General features: G+C 60.8%; 19 protein-coding genes and 1 pseudogene. 8 read left to right on the forward strand and 12 right to left on the reverse strand.

Going from position 1 to position 18,679, the window contains the following annotated elements; genetic code table 11:
- Window positions 1–70 precede the first annotated feature (70 nt).
- Window positions 71–1,072 (forward strand): 2-hydroxyacid dehydrogenase, encoded by a 1,002-nt coding sequence (locus NKI58_RS06775; RefSeq protein ID WP_023676916.1) that lies wholly within the window; start codon window positions 71–73, stop codon window positions 1,070–1,072.
- 64 nt (window positions 1,073–1,136) lie between these two features.
- Here the strand turns inward: NKI58_RS06775 and NKI58_RS06780 are convergent, their stop codons facing one another.
- The 9 genes from NKI58_RS06780 to NKI58_RS06820 all read right to left on the reverse strand — a co-directional run bounded on the left by NKI58_RS06780 (window position 1,137) and on the right by NKI58_RS06820 (window position 10,691).
- Window positions 1,137–1,625, reverse strand: a complete 489-nt coding sequence (locus NKI58_RS06780; RefSeq protein WP_023676917.1) for a GNAT family N-acetyltransferase — start codon at window positions 1,623–1,625, stop codon at window positions 1,137–1,139.
- Window positions 1,622–2,383, reverse strand: coding sequence for a molybdopterin-synthase adenylyltransferase MoeB (locus NKI58_RS06785; RefSeq protein WP_031211813.1), 762 nt, complete (start codon window positions 2,381–2,383; stop codon window positions 1,622–1,624). Before NKI58_RS06785 ends, NKI58_RS06780 begins: the two co-directional genes overlap by 4 nt.
- A 76-nt stretch (window positions 2,384–2,459) precedes the next feature.
- Entirely contained in the window at window positions 2,460–3,608 is a 1,149-nt protein-coding gene (gene recF / locus NKI58_RS06790; RefSeq protein WP_352783390.1) for a DNA replication/repair protein RecF, read from the reverse strand.
- A 26-nt stretch (window positions 3,609–3,634) separates the two neighbouring features.
- Complete coding sequence (dnaN, locus tag NKI58_RS06795; RefSeq protein WP_352703454.1) at window positions 3,635–4,753, reverse strand: DNA polymerase III subunit beta; 1,119 nt, start codon at window positions 4,751–4,753, stop codon at window positions 3,635–3,637.
- Window positions 4,754–4,953: 200 nt separating this feature from the next.
- A complete protein-coding gene (dnaA, locus tag NKI58_RS06800) occupies window positions 4,954–6,426 on the reverse strand; it encodes a chromosomal replication initiator protein DnaA (RefSeq protein ID WP_023676921.1) in 1,473 nt (490 codons plus the stop codon).
- A gap of 915 nt (window positions 6,427–7,341) precedes the next feature.
- Window positions 7,342–7,608 carry a 30S ribosomal protein S20 gene (rpsT, locus tag NKI58_RS06805; protein WP_023676922.1) on the reverse strand — a complete coding sequence of 89 codons (267 nt, stop codon included), beginning with the start codon at window positions 7,606–7,608 and terminating at the stop codon, window positions 7,342–7,344.
- Between the two features lie 160 nt (window positions 7,609–7,768).
- Window positions 7,769–8,542 carry an enoyl-CoA hydratase gene (locus tag NKI58_RS06810; protein ID WP_352783393.1) on the reverse strand — a complete coding sequence of 258 codons (774 nt, stop codon included), beginning with the start codon at window positions 8,540–8,542 and terminating at the stop codon, window positions 7,769–7,771.
- 24 nt (window positions 8,543–8,566) lie between these two features.
- Window positions 8,567–9,457: a bifunctional DNA-formamidopyrimidine glycosylase/DNA-(apurinic or apyrimidinic site) lyase gene (mutM, locus tag NKI58_RS06815; RefSeq protein ID WP_352448614.1), complete on the reverse strand. Its 891-nt coding sequence runs from the start codon at window positions 9,455–9,457 to the stop codon at window positions 8,567–8,569.
- Window positions 9,450–10,691: a phosphopentomutase gene (locus NKI58_RS06820; RefSeq protein WP_352703459.1), complete on the reverse strand. Its 1,242-nt coding sequence runs from the start codon at window positions 10,689–10,691 to the stop codon at window positions 9,450–9,452. The genes mutM and NKI58_RS06820 overlap by 8 nt, the downstream gene beginning before the upstream one ends.
- A 160-nt stretch (window positions 10,692–10,851) precedes the next feature.
- On the opposite strand from NKI58_RS06820, the pseudogene NKI58_RS35500 reads away from it, so the two are divergent.
- Window positions 10,852–10,980 (forward strand): annotated as a pseudogene (locus tag NKI58_RS35500) (phosphate/phosphite/phosphonate ABC transporter substrate-binding protein); the annotation flags it as partial.
- Between the two features lie 102 nt (window positions 10,981–11,082).
- Here the strand turns inward: NKI58_RS35500 and NKI58_RS06825 are convergent.
- From NKI58_RS06825 to NKI58_RS06835, 3 genes are all read right to left on the reverse strand, one after another.
- On the reverse strand, window positions 11,083–11,703 hold the full coding sequence (locus NKI58_RS06825) for a TadE/TadG family type IV pilus assembly protein (RefSeq protein ID WP_023676926.1): 621 nt from the start codon (window positions 11,701–11,703) through the stop codon (window positions 11,083–11,085).
- A gap of 30 nt (window positions 11,704–11,733) precedes the next feature.
- Window positions 11,734–12,294 carry a TadE/TadG family type IV pilus assembly protein gene (locus NKI58_RS06830; protein WP_023676927.1) on the reverse strand — a complete coding sequence of 187 codons (561 nt, stop codon included), beginning with the start codon at window positions 12,292–12,294 and terminating at the stop codon, window positions 11,734–11,736.
- Between the two features lie 152 nt (window positions 12,295–12,446).
- Entirely contained in the window at window positions 12,447–12,869 is a 423-nt protein-coding gene (locus NKI58_RS06835; protein WP_352703461.1) for a pilus assembly protein N-terminal domain-containing protein, read from the reverse strand.
- A 334-nt stretch (window positions 12,870–13,203) separates the two neighbouring features.
- Here NKI58_RS06835 and NKI58_RS06840 point away from each other — a divergent pair, with 334 nt between their 5' ends.
- The 6 genes from NKI58_RS06840 (at window position 13,204) to NKI58_RS06865 (ending at window position 18,655) form a co-directional block, all read left to right on the forward strand.
- Window positions 13,204–13,374, forward strand: coding sequence for a Flp family type IVb pilin (locus NKI58_RS06840; RefSeq protein WP_352464861.1), 171 nt, complete (start codon window positions 13,204–13,206; stop codon window positions 13,372–13,374).
- A 146-nt stretch (window positions 13,375–13,520) separates the two neighbouring features.
- Window positions 13,521–14,039, forward strand: a complete 519-nt coding sequence (locus tag NKI58_RS06845; protein ID WP_023676930.1) for an A24 family peptidase — start codon at window positions 13,521–13,523, stop codon at window positions 14,037–14,039.
- Window positions 14,040–14,228: 189 nt separating this feature from the next.
- The gene (cpaB, locus tag NKI58_RS06850) at window positions 14,229–15,044 is read left to right on the forward strand and encodes a Flp pilus assembly protein CpaB (RefSeq protein WP_023676931.1); all 816 of its coding nucleotides are present in this window, start codon (window positions 14,229–14,231) and stop codon (window positions 15,042–15,044) included.
- On the forward strand, window positions 15,041–16,567 hold the full coding sequence (locus NKI58_RS06855; RefSeq protein ID WP_352703464.1) for a type II and III secretion system protein family protein: 1,527 nt from the start codon (window positions 15,041–15,043) through the stop codon (window positions 16,565–16,567). The genes cpaB and NKI58_RS06855 overlap by 4 nt, the downstream gene beginning before the upstream one ends.
- Before the next feature lie 14 nt (window positions 16,568–16,581).
- A complete protein-coding gene (locus NKI58_RS06860; protein ID WP_352783395.1) occupies window positions 16,582–17,316 on the forward strand; it encodes a CpaD family pilus assembly protein in 735 nt (244 codons plus the stop codon).
- Window positions 17,317–17,371: 55 nt separating this feature from the next.
- Entirely contained in the window at window positions 17,372–18,655 is a 1,284-nt protein-coding gene (locus NKI58_RS06865; protein WP_352703468.1) for a CpaE/TadZ family protein, read from the forward strand.
- The last annotated feature ends 24 nt before the right edge of the window (window positions 18,656–18,679 follow it).

Here is an 18,679-nt window from a genome sequence, read left to right on the forward strand (position 1 = left end):
ACCGCGATCGGCTCTCAGTTTCGCCGTTCTTGGTTAAAGAGGTCTCAACGAGATCGAGTTCGAGGAAACAATGGCAGGCAAAAAGAAGCCCCTCGTCGTCATCACGCGCAAGTTGCCCGACCTAGTCGAGACCCGCATGCGCGAGTTGTTCGACGCCCGCTTGAATGTGGAGGACAGGCCGATGACGCAGCCGGAACTGGTGGCGGCGGTCAAGGAGGCCGACGTGCTGGTGCCGACTGTGACCGACAATATCGACGCGGCGCTGATTGCCCAGGCCGGCGACAACCTCAAGCTGATCGCCAACTTCGGCAATGGCGTCGACAAGATCGACGTTGCGGCAGCGGCCAAGAAAGGCATCACCGTCACCAACACGCCGAACGTGTTGACCGAAGATACGGCCGACATGACCATGGCGCTGATGCTGGCCGTACCGCGGCGGCTGGCCGAAGGCGCCAACGTGCTGACCGGCGATAAGAAATGGGCGGGCTGGTCGCCGACCTGGATGCTCGGCCGTCGCATCTGGGGCAAACGGCTCGGCATTGTCGGCATGGGTCGCATCGGCACTGCCGTCGCCAGGCGCGCCAAGGCCTTTGGCCTCTCGATCCACTACCACAACCGCCACCGCGTGCTGCCGGCAATCGAGGAGGAGTTGGAAGCCACGTATTGGGAAAGCCTCGACCAGATGCTTGCCCGTATGGACATTATCTCGGTCAATTGCCCATCGACACCGGCAACTTTCCATCTGCTTTCGGCACGGCGGCTGGCGCTTCTGCAACCGTCCGCTTACATAGTCAACACCGCGCGCGGAGATATCATCGATGAGGAATCGCTGATCAAGCTCATCCATGACGGCAAGATCGCCGGCGCCGGCCTCGACGTCTACGAGCACGAGCCGGCGCTGAACAGCAAGCTGCTGAAGCTTGCCCACAAAGGCAAGGTCGTGCTGTTGCCGCATATGGGTTCGGCGACGCTCGAAGGCCGTATCGACATGGGCGAGAAGGTGATCATCAATATCCGCGCCTTCTTCGATGGTCATCGCCCGCCCGACCGCGTGCTGCCGTTGAGGGCGTGACCTGCCGTCACGCCGACACGGTCTTGCCGCGGCAACCGCGCGTTCGTCGTTGGATAGCGTTGGCTTACGAAAACGCCTTGCGCATGGTGATTGAGGTCGGCCGCTCGTAGCCCTTGTGCGCTGTCCGTTCGGTTTCACGAAAACCGAGGCGGGCAAAGGCTGCGTGATTTCCGGTCAGCTCGATCCGGGTCTGGAGCTCGATGGCGGTCCTGTTGTGGCTGCGGGCAAGATCTTCGACGGCCTGCATCAGCTGTTTTCCAATGCCTTGTCCCTGAAGAACCGGCTCGACCGCGAGCTTTCCAACATAGAGCTCGTCTGCGCGCTTCAGGATGAAGACGCAACCGACGATCTCGTTTTCCTTCAGCGCCAGGAATGCTGTCTCCTCCAGCGCTCTAGCCCTGAGATTTTCAACGGTGAGCCGATGCGCCGAGGACGGCGGGTCAATAACCCCGTCCATAAAGGCGAAGGCCCGCATGACCAGCGCCAGCACCTCGTCCCAACGGTCGAAATCGGCCGCAAGCTGCACGGTGGAAACGTCGGCAGGCAGGCTCACGGGCTGGTTCGCTTGTAGCGGATCGTGTCGAAGCGTGCCGCCAGCGCATCGTAGAGCAGCAGTCGTCCGACCAGCGGCTCGCCAATCCCGGTGATCAGCTTGATCGCTTCCATGGCTTGCAGCGTGCCGATGACCCCGGTCAGCGCGCCGACAATGCCGGCCACCGCGCAGGATGGCACCAGTCCCGGCGGCGGCGCCTCGGGAAAGAGATCGCGGTAGCTTGGGTTCAACTTGCCGTCCGGGCCGGTTTCGAATGGCTTCAGTACGGTGACCGAGCCGTCGAAGCGGCCAACGGCGGCATGCACGAGCGGCCGGCTTTCCGCGGCGCAGGCGTCGGCCACCGCGTAGCGTGTCTCGAAATTGTCGGAGCCGTCAACGACGATGTCATAACGGGCAATGAGGGTAGGGGCGTTGTCCACGGTCAGCCTGAAATTGTGCTCTTCCACGACGACGTTTGGATTGATGCGGATGATCGCCGCTCTGGCGCTGTCGGTTTTCGCCACCCCGACATCGCCCGTGGCGTGGATCACTTGTCGTTGCAGGTTGGAAAGCGAAACGATGTCGTCGTCGACGATACCGAGAGTGCCAATCCCTGCGGCGGCGAGATATTCGAGCACCGGCGCTCCCAATCCGCCGGCGCCAATGACGAGCACCCGCGCCCGCTTCAGCCGCTGCTGGCCGGCGCCGCCGATCTCGGGCAGCACGATGTGGCGGGCGTAGCGTTCGAGCTCTTCATCGGTGAGGGCGGCTGTGATCATCGCCGGACCATATAACGGAGGAAAAAGCTTGTCAGGCGTCAATGCATGCAGCTCAGAAATGCGCCATGGACGAAATTCAAATGGTCGGCCCGACCTTGCCGTGATCGACGGTCAGGAATTGCGCGCGTCCCTTGAGGCTGTCAAACAACGCGGCATCGGTTCCGGTCATGAAGGCCTGGCAGTTTAGTTCCTCCAGGATCGAGAACAAGGCCGCCCGTCGACCGCCGTCGAGATGGGCGGCGATCTCGTCGAGCAGCAGGATCGGTGTCATGCCCGACATCTCGCCGGTTAGCCGCGCATGCGACAAGACAATGCCGACCAGCAGCGCCTTCTGCTCGCCGGTCGAACAGAGCTCGGCCGGCATCGCCTTGGGCCGGTGGCGCACCACGAGGTCGGAACGGTGCGGGCCGTCGAGCGTGCGTCCGGCGGTGCGGTCGCGGTCGCGCCCCTGGGCAAGCGCACGACGGAACCGTTCCTCTACGTCGACGGCCGGCAAAATACCGAGTTCGCCTTCCAGTTCGCCAGAGATGCCGATGTCGGCTTGCGGAAACAGTCCGTCGCCGGGCAGCCGGTCGATCATGGCGGCGAGCAGGCGCACCAGTTCGGCACGCGCCGCGGCAATCGCCACGCCGGTCTCGGCCATTTGCATCTCGATCGCATCGAACCAGGCACCGTCGCGTGAACCGTCGGCGAGCAGTCTGTTGCGGCCGCGCATTGCCTTTTCGTAGTCAAGCGCGCGCTGGCCGTGGCCAGGATCGATCGCCAGCACCAGCCGGTCTAGGAAGCGCCGGCGGTCGGCAGCCGGCCCGGGGAACAGGCCGTCCATGGCCGGTGTCAGCCAGACCACGCGCAGCCATTCCAGCATGTCTTCGGCTGAGCGTGCCGTCGCGCCGTTGATCCGCACCCGCCGGCCGGCTTCGCCGTCGCTGCCCGATATTCCGGTACCGATCTCGACCTGGCCTTCCGGCCCGTCAAGCCGGGCATGCAGCGCAAAGCCACCGTCGCCGCCTTCGCGCGCCACCTCGGAATAGGGTGCGCGGCGCAGGCCGCGGCCCGGCGTGAGCAGCGAGATCGCTTCAAGCAGATTGGTCTTGCCGGCGCCATTGTCGCCGGAGAAAACCACAGCACCGGGATCAAGGTCGATTGCCAACGCCGCATAGTTGCGGAAATTCGTAAGTGTGAGCTTACTTATGTACGTCTGCTGCGGTTTTGCAGATCTGGTCACGACAGCAAGATGGCCCCGTTCGGGCCCTACACCCGCATCGGCATCAGCACGTAGAGCGCGGTCTCGTCGGCCATGTCGTGGATCAGCGTCGGGGAACCGGCATCCGCCAGCATGAACTTCGCCTCCGTGCCGGTCAGTTGCGCGGCAACGTCGAGCAGGTATTTGGCGTTGAAGCCGATTTCGATCGGATCGGACGAATAGTCGGCCGCCAGTTCCTCGGTGGCACTGCCCGAATCCGGGTTGTTGACCGCAAGCGTGACCTGCCCTTCGGCGATCGAAAGCTTCACCGCCCGGCCGCGTTCGGACGAAATGGTCGAAACGCGATCGACGGCAGCGGCGAAACTCTGGCGATCGATAATCAGCTTCTTGTCGTTGCCGGTCGGAATGACGCGCTGGTAGTCCGGGAAAGTGCCGTCGATCAGCTTGGAGGTCAAGATAACGCTGCCGATGGTGAAACGGATCTTGGTGTCGGACAACTCGGTGGTGACTGCAACATCGGGATCGTCGACCAGCTTTTGCAGCTCGCTGACCGTCTTTCGCGGGATTATGACGCCAGGCATGCCCTCAGAGCCTGCCGGCGCATCGATCTCGGCGCGCGCCAGCCGGTGGCCGTCGGTCGCGACAGAGCGCAGCTTCAGCTTGCCGCCGGCCTCGTGCGTGTGCAAATAAATGCCGTTCAGATAATAGCGCGTCTCCTCGGTCGAGATGGCGAACTGGGTCTTTTCGATGAGGCCCTTTAGTCCGACGGAATCGAGCCGGAAAATATGCGAGAACGACCCAGCTGAAAGCTCGGGAAAGTCGGACTGCGGCAGGCATTGCAGGCGGAAGCTCGAGCGCCCCGACGTCACCGTCATGGCGTTGCCGTCGTCGTCGGTCTTCAGCGCCACCTCCGCGCCGTCGGCAAGCTTGCGCACGATGTCGTAGAGCAGATGTGCCGGGACCGTCGTCGCCCCGCCACGTTCGACCTTTGCCGGCGTTGCTTCGGTCACCTCCAGGTCGAGGTCGGTCGCCTTCATTTCAAGGCTGGCCCCCTCGGCGCTGAGCAGCACGTTCGACAGGATCGGAATGGTATTGCGCCGCTCGACCACGCGGTGAACATGGTTGAGCGACTTCAGGAGATTTGACCGTTCCAGGATAACACGCATGACGAAAACAGGCTCGCTTGAATGAATGAACGGGTCTCCGGCAAGCGGCGCCCCGCGAAAGGTCTGAACAGGCTCAGAATCTGCGTAAACTGACAGGAAAAACCCGGCAAACGCAAGCCCGCGCCACCGGTTCGGACCGGCTGCACGGGCTTTCTGGGGATAAAAAGGCCGGAGTCCGCGAGCCGGCGTTTTTCGGGCCGTCAGGCCTGGTCGTTGATCAGCCTTCTCAGCAATTCGAGTTCCTGCGCCAGTGTGTTGTCGGCACCGGAAAGATCCTCGATCTTGCGCACCGCATGCAGCACGGTCGTATGGTCACGACCGCCGAACCGCCGCCCGATCTCCGGCAGCGAGCGCGGCGTCATCACCTTCGACAGATACATGGCGACCTGCCGTGGCTTGACGATGGTGCGTGTGCGCCGGTTGGACAGAAGTTCGGTCTTCGACACGTTGTAGTGGCGCGCGACGATGCGTTGGATGTCCTCGATACGCACCCGCTTGGGTTCGCCCGAACGATAGATGTGGCCAAGGATCTCGTCGATGCGGTCGATGGTGATCTGCGGTTCGAAGGATTGGCGAAACAAAAGCTGGTTGAAGGCACCTTCGAGCTCGCGTCCGCTGCCGGTCACCGTGCGGGCGACGTGGTTGAGGATCTCTTCGGAAATATCGAGCGACGCATCGTCGAGCTTGGCGGTGGCAAGCCTGAGCTTGAGCATACCGATACGCATGGCGAAATCCGGGGCTGACATTTCCAGCGCGACGCCGCCGTTGAGGCGCGAGCGGACGCGTGGCTCCAGCGACTCCAATTCCGACGGCGGCCGGTCGGCAGCGACCACCACTTGCTTGGCGCTGTCGAGCAGCATGTTGATCAAATGGCAGAATTCGTGCTGGATCGACTTGCCCTGCAGGAACTGCATGTCGTCGATGATGAGGAGGTCGATGTCGCGCAGCTGTTCTTTCAGCGTCAGTGCGTTGTTGTCGCGGATCGCGGTGGCGAACCGCCACATGAAATACTCAGCCGTCAGATAGACGACCCGCGATTTCGGATTCTGCTTCAGCGATTCTGCGGCGATCGCCTGCAACAGATGCGTTTTGCCCAGCCCGACCGTCGCGTGAAGAAAGAGCGGATTGAAACGCACCGCGCTCGACTGCGATTCCGCGACCGCCTTGGCGGCGGCAAAAGCCACTCGGTTCGATGGTCCTTCGATGAAGGAGGTGAAAGTGTAGCGTGGATCGAGTGGCGAACCGAGAACATTGTGCCGGAACTCGGTTTCTGCCGGCATCCCCGGGCGGGGTACCGGGACCCGTTCGACCCTGCTGGGGCTCGCCGTGCCCGCAGAGAGCGCGGTTTGCGTCTGCCTGGTCATCTTGCGCGCCGGGGCCACTTCTGGCTCGACGCTGTTGCGGCCCTGCCGTGTGGCGGTGCGAACCACGATCTCGATCTTGAGGATCTCCGGATCCTCGTGCTTCCACAACTCGGTGATGAGATCGAGATAGTGGCCGTTGATCCATGAACGCAGGAATGCGGTTGGCACTGAGATGCGGACAATGCCCTTAGAGGATTCAGCGACCTTCATGCGCCCGAACCAGCTCGAATAGACCTCGGTTCCCAGTCGCGCCTTCAACTGGGCCTTGACCCGATCGAACTTCTGTTCAGCTTCATTGGAAGCCGCCATGTCGTTCCTTCCGATTAACGTTCCAGGAAATGGGAGGTCGCCTGTAAGCTCCCTTTCGATGCCGCCGCTCTGCATGATCGAGTTCCTTGTCTCTTGTACCTGTTTTCCGCCGGGGATGCGCCTCCTGCATCCATGTTTCCGGCGACCGTGTCTTCGCTGCGACACCATCGCCGCCGCCGGCTGATGAATCGCCTCGTTGTCGGTCCGGCGCCGAAGAGCCGATCCGCTTTGGTCATGTCAGGGCAACAAAATGCCGTCCGGCGAAAAACCGCCGGCGCACCGTCGACCTGCCATGTACAATTACGCCAGTCCCCTACCGTATCGAAAAGACAAACCAACCCCGTCCGCGGAGTTGAATCCGCGGTGTAAACTCTGCCAATTTGAGCTGGCCGGTTTCAGGCTGGTCAAGGGCCAAGGGCCCGTCCCTTCGATGGACAGACATTACCGAAATCGCTGTGGATAGGGCAAGGCCACCCCTAACGGATTTTTAAGGAATCTGACTAGCAAGGGACGTTTCGAACGCCATGCTGCAACAGTTGATTTTGACAAAGCCATTGTGATTCAAACCCTTTTCCGGCGAATATGAAAAAGGCCACACAACGCGAAATTTTCTGAAATAATTCACTTGACAGCCAATTGTCGCCTATCGGCCGCAGCTGATGTGAACAAGCTGTGGATCACCATCGGTAAGCTTCTGAAAAGAAAAGGTAATCTGTGACGCTCGGAAATTTTCGCATTGGCAGTTTCGAAGGCTCCGAATATCAGCGGGCATGTATATGCCGGCAAAGCATTTCGAACTTTGAATGCAACCCGGAGCGCCATTTTGCGGGCTTTCTTTTAAGTACTTGCCGGCAAACGAAAAAAACCCGGCGCGATTGGCCGGGTTTGAAGAAGCGCAGTTCAGGAAAAGGTATATTAGGCCGACAGCACCTTGACCCGTTGGGCCAACCGCGACACCTTGCGCGATGCCGTGTTCTTGTGCACCACGCCCTTGGTCGCGGCGCGCATCAATTCCGGCTCGGCCACCTTGAAGGCAGCCTGTGCGGCCGCCTTGTCGCCAGCCGCGAGCGCCTCTTCGACCTGGCGGATGTAGGTCCGGACGCGGGAGCGGCGGTTCTTGTTGATCGCTGCGCGACGGGCGATCTTGCGCGTTGCCTTTTTGGCCGAGGAGGTATTGGCCATGGTGCCTCTCTTCTGATCTGGTGGGCGCTTGCGGGATACCGCAGGGCGCAAAAAACAAACGGGCAGCCACAGGGCCGCCTCGATTGGTGCGGCTTATAGTTCAGCTTTTCCGGCGCGTCAACGCTGCAGCGCTTTCTTTTTGACCGGCGCCTTCGTCGTCTCATCGGTTCGTGAAATTCGGCTTCCGCTTGCCGGTGAAGGCCGCCATGCCTTCCTTCTGGTCATCCAGCGCAAACAGCGAATGAAACAGCCGGCGCTCGAACCGCAGACCCTCGGTGAGCGTCGTCTCATAGGCGCGGTTGACGGCCTCCTTTGCCATCATCACCGACGGCAAGGAAAAACCAGCGATCTTGGACGCTGCCTTAAGCGCTTCCTCGATCAACTCGCCGGCTGGCACCACGCGCGAGACAAGGCCGGAACGCTCGGCCTCGGCTGCGTCAATCATTCGACCCGTCAGGCACATATCCATCGCCTTCGACTTGCCGACAAAGCGGGTCAGGCGCTGCGATCCGCCCATGCCGGGCATGACGCCCAGCGTGATCTCGGGTTGGCCAAACTTGGCGGTGTCGGCGGCGATGATGAAGTCGCACATCATCGCCAGTTCGCAGCCGCCCCCCAGCGCATAGCCCGCCACTGCCGCGATGATCGGCTTTCGTGCCCGCGTAAATTCCTCCCAGCCGACGAAGAAATCCTGCAGATAGGCATCCACATAGGAGATGGACTGCATTTCCTTGATATCGGCACCTGCCGCGAAAGCCTTTTCCGAACCAGTGATGACCATGGCGCCGATGTCGGCATTGGCGCCCATGCTATTCACCGACGCGACCAGTTCCGCCAGCACTTGTGAATTCAGCGCGTTGAGCGCCTGCGGCCGGTTCAGCGTAATCAGCCCGACCTTGCCGCGGGTTTCGACGATGATGGTTTCATAGCCCATGCTTTGCTCCTCCTCGCTTCTGGTTCAAGCCTGACAGGCCCGGCAGTGGAAAGTCGAACGACCGCTTTGCACGATACGCTCGATGTGGCCGCCACAACCAGGCTTGGAGCAGGCTTCCCCCTCGCGATCGTAAACCGCGAAGGAATGCTGGAAGTAGCCCAGCGATCCATCGGTCTGCATATAATCGCGCAACGACGAGCCGCCGGCGGCGATCGCATCGGCGACGACCGAGCGGATTGCTTCGGCCAGGCGTTCGCTCTGCTCTTTGGCTTTCTTGCCGGCTCTCGCGAGGGTGCCCGCTTCGCGCAGCGGCGACAGGCCGGCCCGCCAAAGCGCTTCCGAGACGTAGATATTGCCTAGCCCGGCAATCAGCCTCTGGTCCAGAAGTGCCGCTTTCAGCGGTGACTTGCGACCTTTCAGCAACGAAGCGAGCAGCGCGCCGTCCAGTGCGTTGCCTGTAGGCTCGACGCCTAATCCCGCCAGCATCGGATGCATGTCGGGCTCGCCTTCCGAAAACAGCATGAACCCGAAGCGGCGCGGGTCGTTGAAGATCACGCGAGAGCGGACGCCGGCAGGGGATGCGATGTCGAAGACGACGTGATCGTGAGCAGTGTTTTTCGAACGTTCGTGGTGGAACGCGCCGGGCGTTGCGCTCTCGTCGGCCGTTTCGATGCGAAACGAACCCGACATGCCGAGATGGCAGATCAGAACCGGGCCGTTGTCCATGTGCATTGTCAGATATTTGGCACGGCGGCCGAGCGCCGCAATCGTCTTACCGGTCAGCCGCTCCGAAAATCTCTCGGGGAACGGAAACCGCAAATCCGGCCGGCGTGCCTCGACACCGACAATGCGGGCACCTTCAAGGGCCGGCTGCAGACCGCGCCTGACTGTCTCTACCTCCGGCAGCTCAGGCATGGCCACCTATCGTGGCATGGAAGGAGGTGCCGTAACGGCCGCGCGCCAGCCCGAGATGTTCGGCCACGGTTTCGCCGATGTCGGCAAATGTTGTCCTCAGTCCGATGTCTGCGCCTTTGAAACCCGGCCGTGTCCCGATAATCGGAATACGCTCGCGCGTGTGGTCGGTGCCGCGCCACGTCGGATCGTTGCCGTGATCGGCGGTCAAAATGAGCAGATCGCCTGGCCTCAGCCGTGCGAATGCCTCGGGCAGGCGCCGGTCGAAAGCTTCGAGTGCGGCGGCATACCCCGCAACGTCGCGCCGATGCCCGAACTCGGTGTCGAAGTCGACAAAGTTCGCGAAGACGAGGTCGCCGTCGCGGGCGTCTTCCATGGCACCAAGCGTTTTGTCGAACATCGCCATGTTGCCGGCAGCCTTGCGGACTTCCGAGATCCCCCGATGGGCGAAAATGTCGCCGATCTTGCCGATCGCGATAACCCGGCTGCCGCGCGCCGTCAGCCGGTCGAGCAGCGTCGGTTTCGGCGGCGGTACGGCATAGTCGCGACGATTATGCGTTCGCTCGAACGTGGCGGCGGTTTCACCGATAAACGGCCTCGCGATGACGCGGCCGATATTCAGCGGATCGACGAGCCTGCGCACCACTTTGCAGAACTCGTAAAGCCGTTCCAGGCCGAAATGAACCTCATGCGCGGCGATCTGCAGGACGGAGTCGATCGAGGTGTAGCAGATCGGCTTGCCGGTGCGGATATGGTCTTCGCCGAACCGTTCGATAATCTCGGTGCCCGGAGCATGGCAATTGCCGAGGATGCCAGGCACCTTCCCTTCACGCACCATTGCTTCGGTCAACTCGGCCGGAAAGGCGGGAATCTTGTCTGGGAAGTAACCCCAGTCGAAACGGACCGGCAGGCCGGCTATTTCCCAATGGCCCGATGGCGTGTCCTTGCCGCTCGAAACCTCTTGGGCCGCGCCGTGAAAGGCGGCGGCAAGCGGCGCACTGCCGGCATTCTCGAACCTGAAACCCGTCGCCGTTGCCGCGGCCTGGCCGAGGCCGAGTGCGAGCATGTTTGGTACAAGAAGGGGTCCGGCACGCAGGCCTTCGCGATCGGCGCGGCCTTCTGCGCAGGCCCGCGCGATGTGTGCGAACGTATTGGAGCCGGTGTCGCCATAACGTTCGGCATCGGCCGCGCCGCCGATGCCGAAGGAGTCGAGGACAAAAAGGAAGGCGCGTGCCATCGAAAGGTTCATCATTGCCTGTGTGTTGGCTCAGACATAGGGTTCCGCGCCGCCATTGGCAATTCGGGAAACCCAACGGCACGGCTTGGCGTGCTGGTCCCGGAGAGACGAATCGCGGCATGGTCGATCTGCGGATGGAAATGCGCGGCGCGGAGCTCGCATGAGGCTTGCCCTGACAGCATTCGCCGCCGTACTGGCTTTGCTGCTGGATGCGTCTTGCACAAACCTGGTGCGAGCCGATTGGCGCGATGTTATCGGAACGTTCCGTATCGGTATCGTCGCCGAACCGTTGCCGGTCCGAGGGACTATGTGCTGGCTGCAGCCATCGTGCGTCTAGTCTCGGCCCGCGGTCGCAAGCAATAGCAACAGACCGGTTAGCGGGCTTCAGGCGTCAGCAATCGCTGCACGGAATGGTCGGGCTCCTGCGTGGCCGCAGATAATAAGTTTCCGCCATCGATATCGAATTGAAGACCGAGCTCAACCCGAACCGGCTTTGGCCGTCCGCCGACCAGGTGATGATTGGCTTGTAGGCGAGATCGCTTTCGACCCGAATGAGGAACGTGCCTTTGATCTTGAGCGCGCTCGGGACCGTTGTGGTGGAATCCTTGACTGCGTCGACGCTAGAGACGCCATCGACCAGTTTGCGCGACCACACGACCAGAACTTTCGGCGTCGTCTCGTTCGTCACCTGTATCGCCGTGATAATGATCTTCGGTTTCGAGCGGTTGTAGGGCTGGAGCGTGGAACTGCCGATCGCCATGATGGCATCGACATCGGCCGCCTTGACGGTCTGCTGCTGCGTGACGAGGTCCGCTACCATGCTGCCGATGCGGCTGACCTTCTTGCTGGTCTCGATGGCTTGCGAGGCCTCCATTGTCATAAAGTACATGATCAACAGGACAGGCACGATGAGGGCAAACTCGACAGCCGCAATACCGCGGCGGTCCGAGCAAAGCCGGACTGCTCTTGTACAAATCCCTGCGATGCCCAGCTGTGCCCCCGCACGAATCATGGCTTTGCCCTTTTCAAGCGACTACGTGGTTCAGTTGTCGAACGGCTCGTTCTGCCAAGTGATCGAAGCAAAATGCAGCGTTTTGCCGTCCTTCAGGTTGGCCATCGATTTGGCCATGAAGTCGGTCATCACCGGCCATTTGTAAAAAACACGCAGCATGTTTCTCGACTCCGCCAGGCCAGGTGCGACGGTGAAGGTCTGTGTGCTCGTGCCCTTGGTCAGCACGACGTCGCCATCCTGGATCTTGAAACCGGCCAGCGCCGCATCGGCGAAGGTCGGATATTCGCGCAAGTCCACCAGCAATCCGGGACAGGTCTTGGCGACCATGATCTCCAATTTGGTGCAGATCATATCCCGCAGCTTGGTGCCGGACACATCGGCCGGTCTTAGTTGGCCGGTACGCAGCTGGCGCGCGATGTCGTCGGTTGCGTTTGCCATCACTTCCTGTGCGGCAAAAGAAATGCAGCTCTCCAGGATGGCGAAGACAAGAAGCGCGAAAGGAATTGCAAGCATGGCGAATTCGATCGCCGTGCTTCCGCGGCGGTCGCCCAAAAACCGTCTTGGAGAACCTGCTCGTCCTGCCTTGCTCATGTCCTCTGCCCGCCGATGCCGCTTCTGTATCGGTCCCACCCTTAGTCGGAACCGATTGAAGTCCGGTTGGAATGACCGTTAAATTCAACGGGAAGGCCTTAACCCGGCGATAACCGAAGCACGTTCTCGCCAAAGACGGAGAAGTCGGCTAGCTAATGCCCGGCGCTCATCTCGGCCTCAGAGGCCTTCTCGGCATCGCTCTTGTACGAGCTTTCGCAATATGGCGCGCAGGACATGGTCTGTACTTCGGCACGCCGATAGATGCGCACCGACGACGCTGCCTGGCGCACGACGGTTATTTGCTCATCGACGATCGGGTTGCCATCCTGGTCGAGGACGACGAGATTGGTGACGCCAAATCCCTTGCCGGTCAGTACGATCGTCGATGCGTCCTGCACGGAGGCGTCGGCGATCGCCGGATTGCCGACGACAATCGTATCGGCGGCGCGCGACAATTTGATGATCTTTGCCTGGTTCATCGTCACCTCGATGCCGGCGCCGGCCTTGGCTGGAAAGGCGAAAGCCGCTGCGGCAAAAAGCACGGCAACTGGAAATGACGATCTCGGCCCGGCCATTGAGGCGCCCCCTGGCAAACTGTTCAACGGAACATGAACGAGATTGGTGAACCAACCGTTAAGCGGCTGGAGTTCAGGATCAAGCCGGAACCGGCATTGGGCCTAGCCGACACGGCTGGAACGTCTTTGCCGAATTGCGCCTTTTGTCAGCCCGTGGGCCTGGCGGCGGGTATTTTAGTTCTGGGTTAACCACGCAATGTCGTCGAAGCGGGAAAGGAATCGGTAAGCCTGTTTATTAAGCCGATTGAAACAGCTTCTCCTTAGATTCGCAGTATCCGATCAGCCACCAAGAGAAGTTGACGGAAGTGCTGTAACAATTGGAGTAGGAGCTCGAATGTCTAACCTCATCGCACGTTTTGTGAAGGACGAATCCGGCGCGACCGCTATCGAATACGGTCTGATCGCCGCTCTTATCGCACTCGCCATCATGGTCGGCGCCGGCCAGCTCGGCAACTCGCTGAACGCCAAGTTCACCGCCATCTCCGCTAAGGTGAACGGTAGCTGACCGTAACGGGTTCGTTGTTCTGAAATAAGGGCCGCCGCACTGGCGGCCCTAATTAGTCCTGGTATGATTTGAAATTTAGGCCTCATCAGTCGTTAATCGAATAGGATTAGGGTGGGGCCAGATGCAATTGGGTCATAGGCGCTCCGATGCTTGAAGCCGTGATCTTCGTCGTGTTTCCGTTCTGCATGCTTTTTGCCGCGATCTCCGACATGCTTTCGATGACGATCGCCAATCGCGTGCCGGTGTTGCTTGTGGTCGTCTTCGCCTTGGTTGCGCCTTTGACCGGTATGGACTGGGCCACCTATGGCTGGCATTTCGCCGCCGCCGGCCTGGTTCTCGCGGTGACGTTCGGCCTGTTCGCGCTGGGCGGCATGGGCGGCGGCGACGCCAAGCTTCTGGCTGCCACTGCCATGTGGATGGGACTGAACATCCATCTCATCGAATACCTCGTCGCCTCGACATTCATCGGCGGCCTGCTGACGCTAGCCATCCTCGCCTATCGAAAATCGCCGCTTGCCGCCGTCACAAGCCATAATCCGTTCCTGCGCCATTTCGCCGATGAGGCGACCGGCGTTCCGTACGGCATCGCGCTTGGCATTGGCGGTCTGCTCACCTATTCCGACTCGCCATTGATGGCCTGGGCACTTACCAGGCTGGCGGGCTGAATTTCACTTTACGCGGTTGGCGCCGAGCAGGCGAGTTGGCCACGTTTTCCTTCGGGCCGGGCTTGTCGGTCCAATTTATATAAACGTTAAATTAATCACGATCGTAAGTATAACATTAACCTTGTTTTGACGATTACCGCTGCAAAGTCCCGCTTGGCTACGTGGTTTGCCAAGGCGAGGTTCGGACAGATGCCAGCATCCCGATTGATTATTCTGAGCGTGGCGATAGCCGCGGCCGGTGGTGCAGGCTATGTCGCGAAGAACATGGTCGTGGCTCCGCCGCCTCCGGTTGTCGATTCCGGTCCTCAGGCGCCGGCGATCGCGCTGCAGGATGTGCTTGTTCTTTCCGGCGACGTTCCGATGGGCAGTCCGCTTGAAAACAACATTTCATGGGAGTCATGGCCGTCCGCAGGCATCAACGCAAATTTCATCACCCGCGCCGCCGAGCCTGAAGCGCTGGACAAGCTGAAGGGCGCCGTCGCTCGCGTGGCGCTCTACGCCGGCGAGCCGCTGCGGCGCTCGAAGCTGATCGGTGAAGGGCAAAGCTTCATGTCGTCGATCCTGCCCTCCGGCATGCGGGCCGTTGCCACAAGCATCTCGGCCGACACCTCGGCCGGTGGCTTTATTCTTCCCAACGATTTCGTCGACGTCATCATGACCCGCCGAGCCGATCCCGCCAATGGCGGTGGTCCGGGCTTCACGACCGAAACTATCCTGAAGAACATTCGCGTCCTGGCGATCGACCAGACCATTCAGGAGGACGAAGAAGGTAAGAAGACCAGGGTTGGCCAGACCGCCACCCTGGAACTGACGCCGCAGCAGTCCGAGATCATCACCGTCGCACAGCAGATGGCGGATCGCCTGACATTGGCGCTGCGCTCAATCAAGGACAGCCAGGACAAGAATGTGGGCGAAGCCGATTACCTGGTTTCCGGCAATGGCCGGCGCGGAACAGTGCGGTTGATCAAGTCGGGCGAAGTTTCCGAAGTGGGGGCAAGGAAATGAGGCTAAAAACCAAACTGCCGCTCATCCTGGCTGCGGCGATCGGCCTGTTTCTCTTTGGAACGAATGCATATGGCATTGTCGATGCCAGTGCGGCGGGCAATGCCAGGGTGACGGCTTCGACCGCCACCCAGCGGGTCAAGCTCGGACTGAACAAGTCGGTGGTCATCGACCTCCCGAGCGATGCCTACGACATTCTCGTCGCCAACCCCGCTGTAGCCGACGCGGTGACCCGCACCGCCAGGCGCATCTATCTGTTTGGAAAGGCGGTCGGCGAGACAAATATCTTCGTCTTTGGCCCGAATGGCGAGCAGATCGTCAGCCTTGACCTAGCGGTCGAACGTGACGTCGCCGGGCTGGAGGATTATATCAAGCGCTTCATCCCGTCATCGGAGGTCAAGGTCGAGTTGCTGAACGACAACGTCGTTCTGACCGGAACCGTGGACACTCCTCTGGACGCGAAGCGCGCGGCCGATCTGGCAACTATTTTCGTGTCCGGCGGCGAGGCAACCACGGGTCAATATTCGCAGACCGCTGCCGGCGGTTCGGCTGAAGCCGGCGTCGCGATCGATAACCCGGATGCCGAGCGCCGCGTCAGCAAGATCGTCAACCTGCTGCAGATCATCGGCGACGACCAGGTGACGCTGAAGGTGACGGTCGCGGAAGTCAGCCGCTCGGTGATGAAGCAGCTCGGCGTCAACATGGTGGGCAACGGCAGCAGCAACGGCATCAGCTGGGGCGCGGTAAGCGACAATTTCACTGGTTTGGGCAAGTCGCTGTCGAACTCGGGCCTCTCTATCGGGAGCTCGACGCTGCAGGCCTACATAAATGCCATGGAACAGTCCGGTGTCATGAAAACCCTCGCCGAACCAACATTGACGGCCGTATCCGGCGAGAAGGCGACCTTCAAGGTTGGCGGCGAATACAACATGGTGACCAGCGTTTCCCAAGCCGTATCAAACGATAACCAGACCGGTCTGAAGACGTATTCGGTCGAGAAGATCGAATACGGCATTGGCCTGGAATTCCAGCCGGTGGTGCTGTCTCCCGGCCGCATCAGCCTGAAAGTCAGAACCTCGGTTTCCGAGCCGACAACGGAGGGGTCTGTGTCTTTGTCCGAAGGCGTAACGAGCCCGGGCATGAATGCCCTGTCGCTCCGCAAGCGCTTGGCCGACACAACAGTGGAACTGCCTTCGGGCGGCTCAATGATGATTGCCGGCCTTGTCCGCGATGATCTCAGGCAAGCCGTCAACGGCTTGCCCGGTCTGACAAAGATTCCAGTGCTTGGCGCGCTGTTCCGCAGCAGGGATTTCGTTCGTAACGAGACCGAGCTCGTCATCATCATTACGCCGTATCTGGTGAAGCCGGTGGCGCGCAACGATCTTGCCAAGCCGGATGACAATTTCAACGCCGCCAGCGATGGTGCCGGCATTTTCCTTGGCCGCGTCAACCGTGTCTACGGCACCATGCAGACCGACAAGCCCAACGGCCGTTACCACGGCGTTGTCGGCTTTATCTACAAGTAAGCGGGGAAGCGGTCATGTCTAAGGCAGCATCGAAGGCACGGGCGATCACCGCGACGCGGTCGGTCCATTCGCGAATCTGGCGGCCGCCCGTTCCCATTATGGCGATCGCGGTGGCGGCATTGCTGGCCGGCTGCGCCAATCGCGACAGCGTCACGGTGGGTGCCATACCGGACGATTATCGCACCACCCATCCGATCGTCATAGCCGAGAAGATACAGAAGATCGACCTTCCGGTCGGCGCCGGCGACCGTGGCATGACCAGATCCCAGCGTGACACGCTCCTGGGCTTCCTGGACGGATACGACAGGAGCGCGGCTCCGGTGCTGACGATCGAGATTCCGAGCGGCTCAGCCAACGAAATCGCAGCGGCCGCGGCCGGCCGCGATTTCGCCAGGCTGGCCATAGCCAGCGGCATCAGCCGGAAGCGGATCGACATGCGGTCTTATCAGTCTGTTTCGGCCGAAGCGTCCGCACCGGTCCGTGTTGCCTACGTCTCGGTGAAGGCTCAGACGGATAAATGCGGGCGCTGGCCCGAAGACCTGCTGCAGACTTCGGAAAACAAGCACTATGCCGATTTCGGCTGTTCGTATCAGAACAACCTGGCTGCCCAGATGGCCAATCCGTCCGATCTGATCGGGCCACGCAAGCCGACCCCGATCGACGCGGAAAATCGCGGCGCGGTGATCGACGTCTATCGTGACAGAGGTATTTCGGACGAATTCCTCGGCAATTCGGAAGTCGAATATTAACGAGTGTTGAGGCTCAACAAACCCTAAGCCGCGCAAGTCACGGAAAGTGATGACAATGAGCAATCTTGCCTATGACACAGAGGTACCGGGCGGCGAAACCTCGGAGCAGGATATTGCCGCGATGCAGGCGTTGCGGCCGATCCCGCGCATTTCGATCCAGGCATTTTGCGAGACCGAAGGCGTAGCCAATCCGGTCGAGCGCGCCGGCGAGGATCGCCGCATGGCCAAGGCCCATCTGAAGGTGCATATGGGGGGCATCCCCACCGCTATCGAATTCTATCAGTCGGCGCCGACGCCGAACCTGATCCTGCTTGAATCGCGCAGCGAGCCGAAGCTGTTGCTGGAACAACTCGCCCAGCTCTCCGAGCATTGCGACCCGACCTCCAAGGTGGTGGTTGTCGGCCACTACAACGATGTCGGCCTGTACCGCGAACTCATCCGTTCGGGCATTTCCGAGTATGTCATCGCGCCCGTATCGATGGCCGACATCGTCAGCGTGGTGTCTTCGATTTTCGTTGATCCGGAAGCTGAGCCGATCGGCCGCTCGATTGCCTTCATCGGCGCCAAAGGCGGCGTCGGCTCCTCGACCATAGCCCATAATGTGGCCTGGGCCATGTCGTCCCTTTTCAAATCCGAAGTGGTTGTCGCCGATCTCGACCTCGCCTTCGGAACGGCCAATATCAATTTCGACCAGGATCCGGCGCAAGGCATTGCCGAGGCAGTCTTCTCGCCGGAACGCGTCGACGAGGTCTATCTCGACCGGCTGCTCGCCCAATGCGCCGAGCACCTGTCGCTGCTTGCGGCCCCTTCGACCCTGGAGCGGGTCTACGATTTCGATCCCGACGCCTTCACCCAGCTTATCGACATAGCCCAGCGTAGCGCGCCGCTCCTCGTGCTCGATGTTCCCCACGTGTGGGCCGGCTGGACCAAGAACACGCTGGTCAAGGCCGACGAGATCGTCATCACGGCGACGCCCGAACTGGCCAATCTGCGCAACACGAAGAACCTGGTCGACATGCTGAAGCGGCTTCGTCCGAACGATCCCCCGCCAAAGCTTGTGATCAACCAGGCCGGTGTGCCGAAACGTCCTGAGATTACGCCGTCCGACTTCTCCGAATCGCTCGGCCTTTCGCCGATGTCGGTCATCCCGTTCGAGCCGCTTTTGTTCGGAAATGCTGCCAACAACGGACGTATGCTCGGTGAGATGGATGCCAAGAGTCCGGTTGTCGCCACGATCAACGAGATCGCCCATGTGCTGACAGGGCGCAGCGAAATCAAGGTGAAGAAAAAGGCTGGCCTCGGCAATCTGATCGGCAAGCTTTCGCGCAACAAGAAGTGATGCCTCAGCGGTGGAATTGGTAAG

The sequence above is a fragment of the Mesorhizobium sp. M0522 genome, from assembly GCF_040321085.1.
GTDB lineage: Bacteria > Pseudomonadota > Alphaproteobacteria > Rhizobiales > Rhizobiaceae > Mesorhizobium.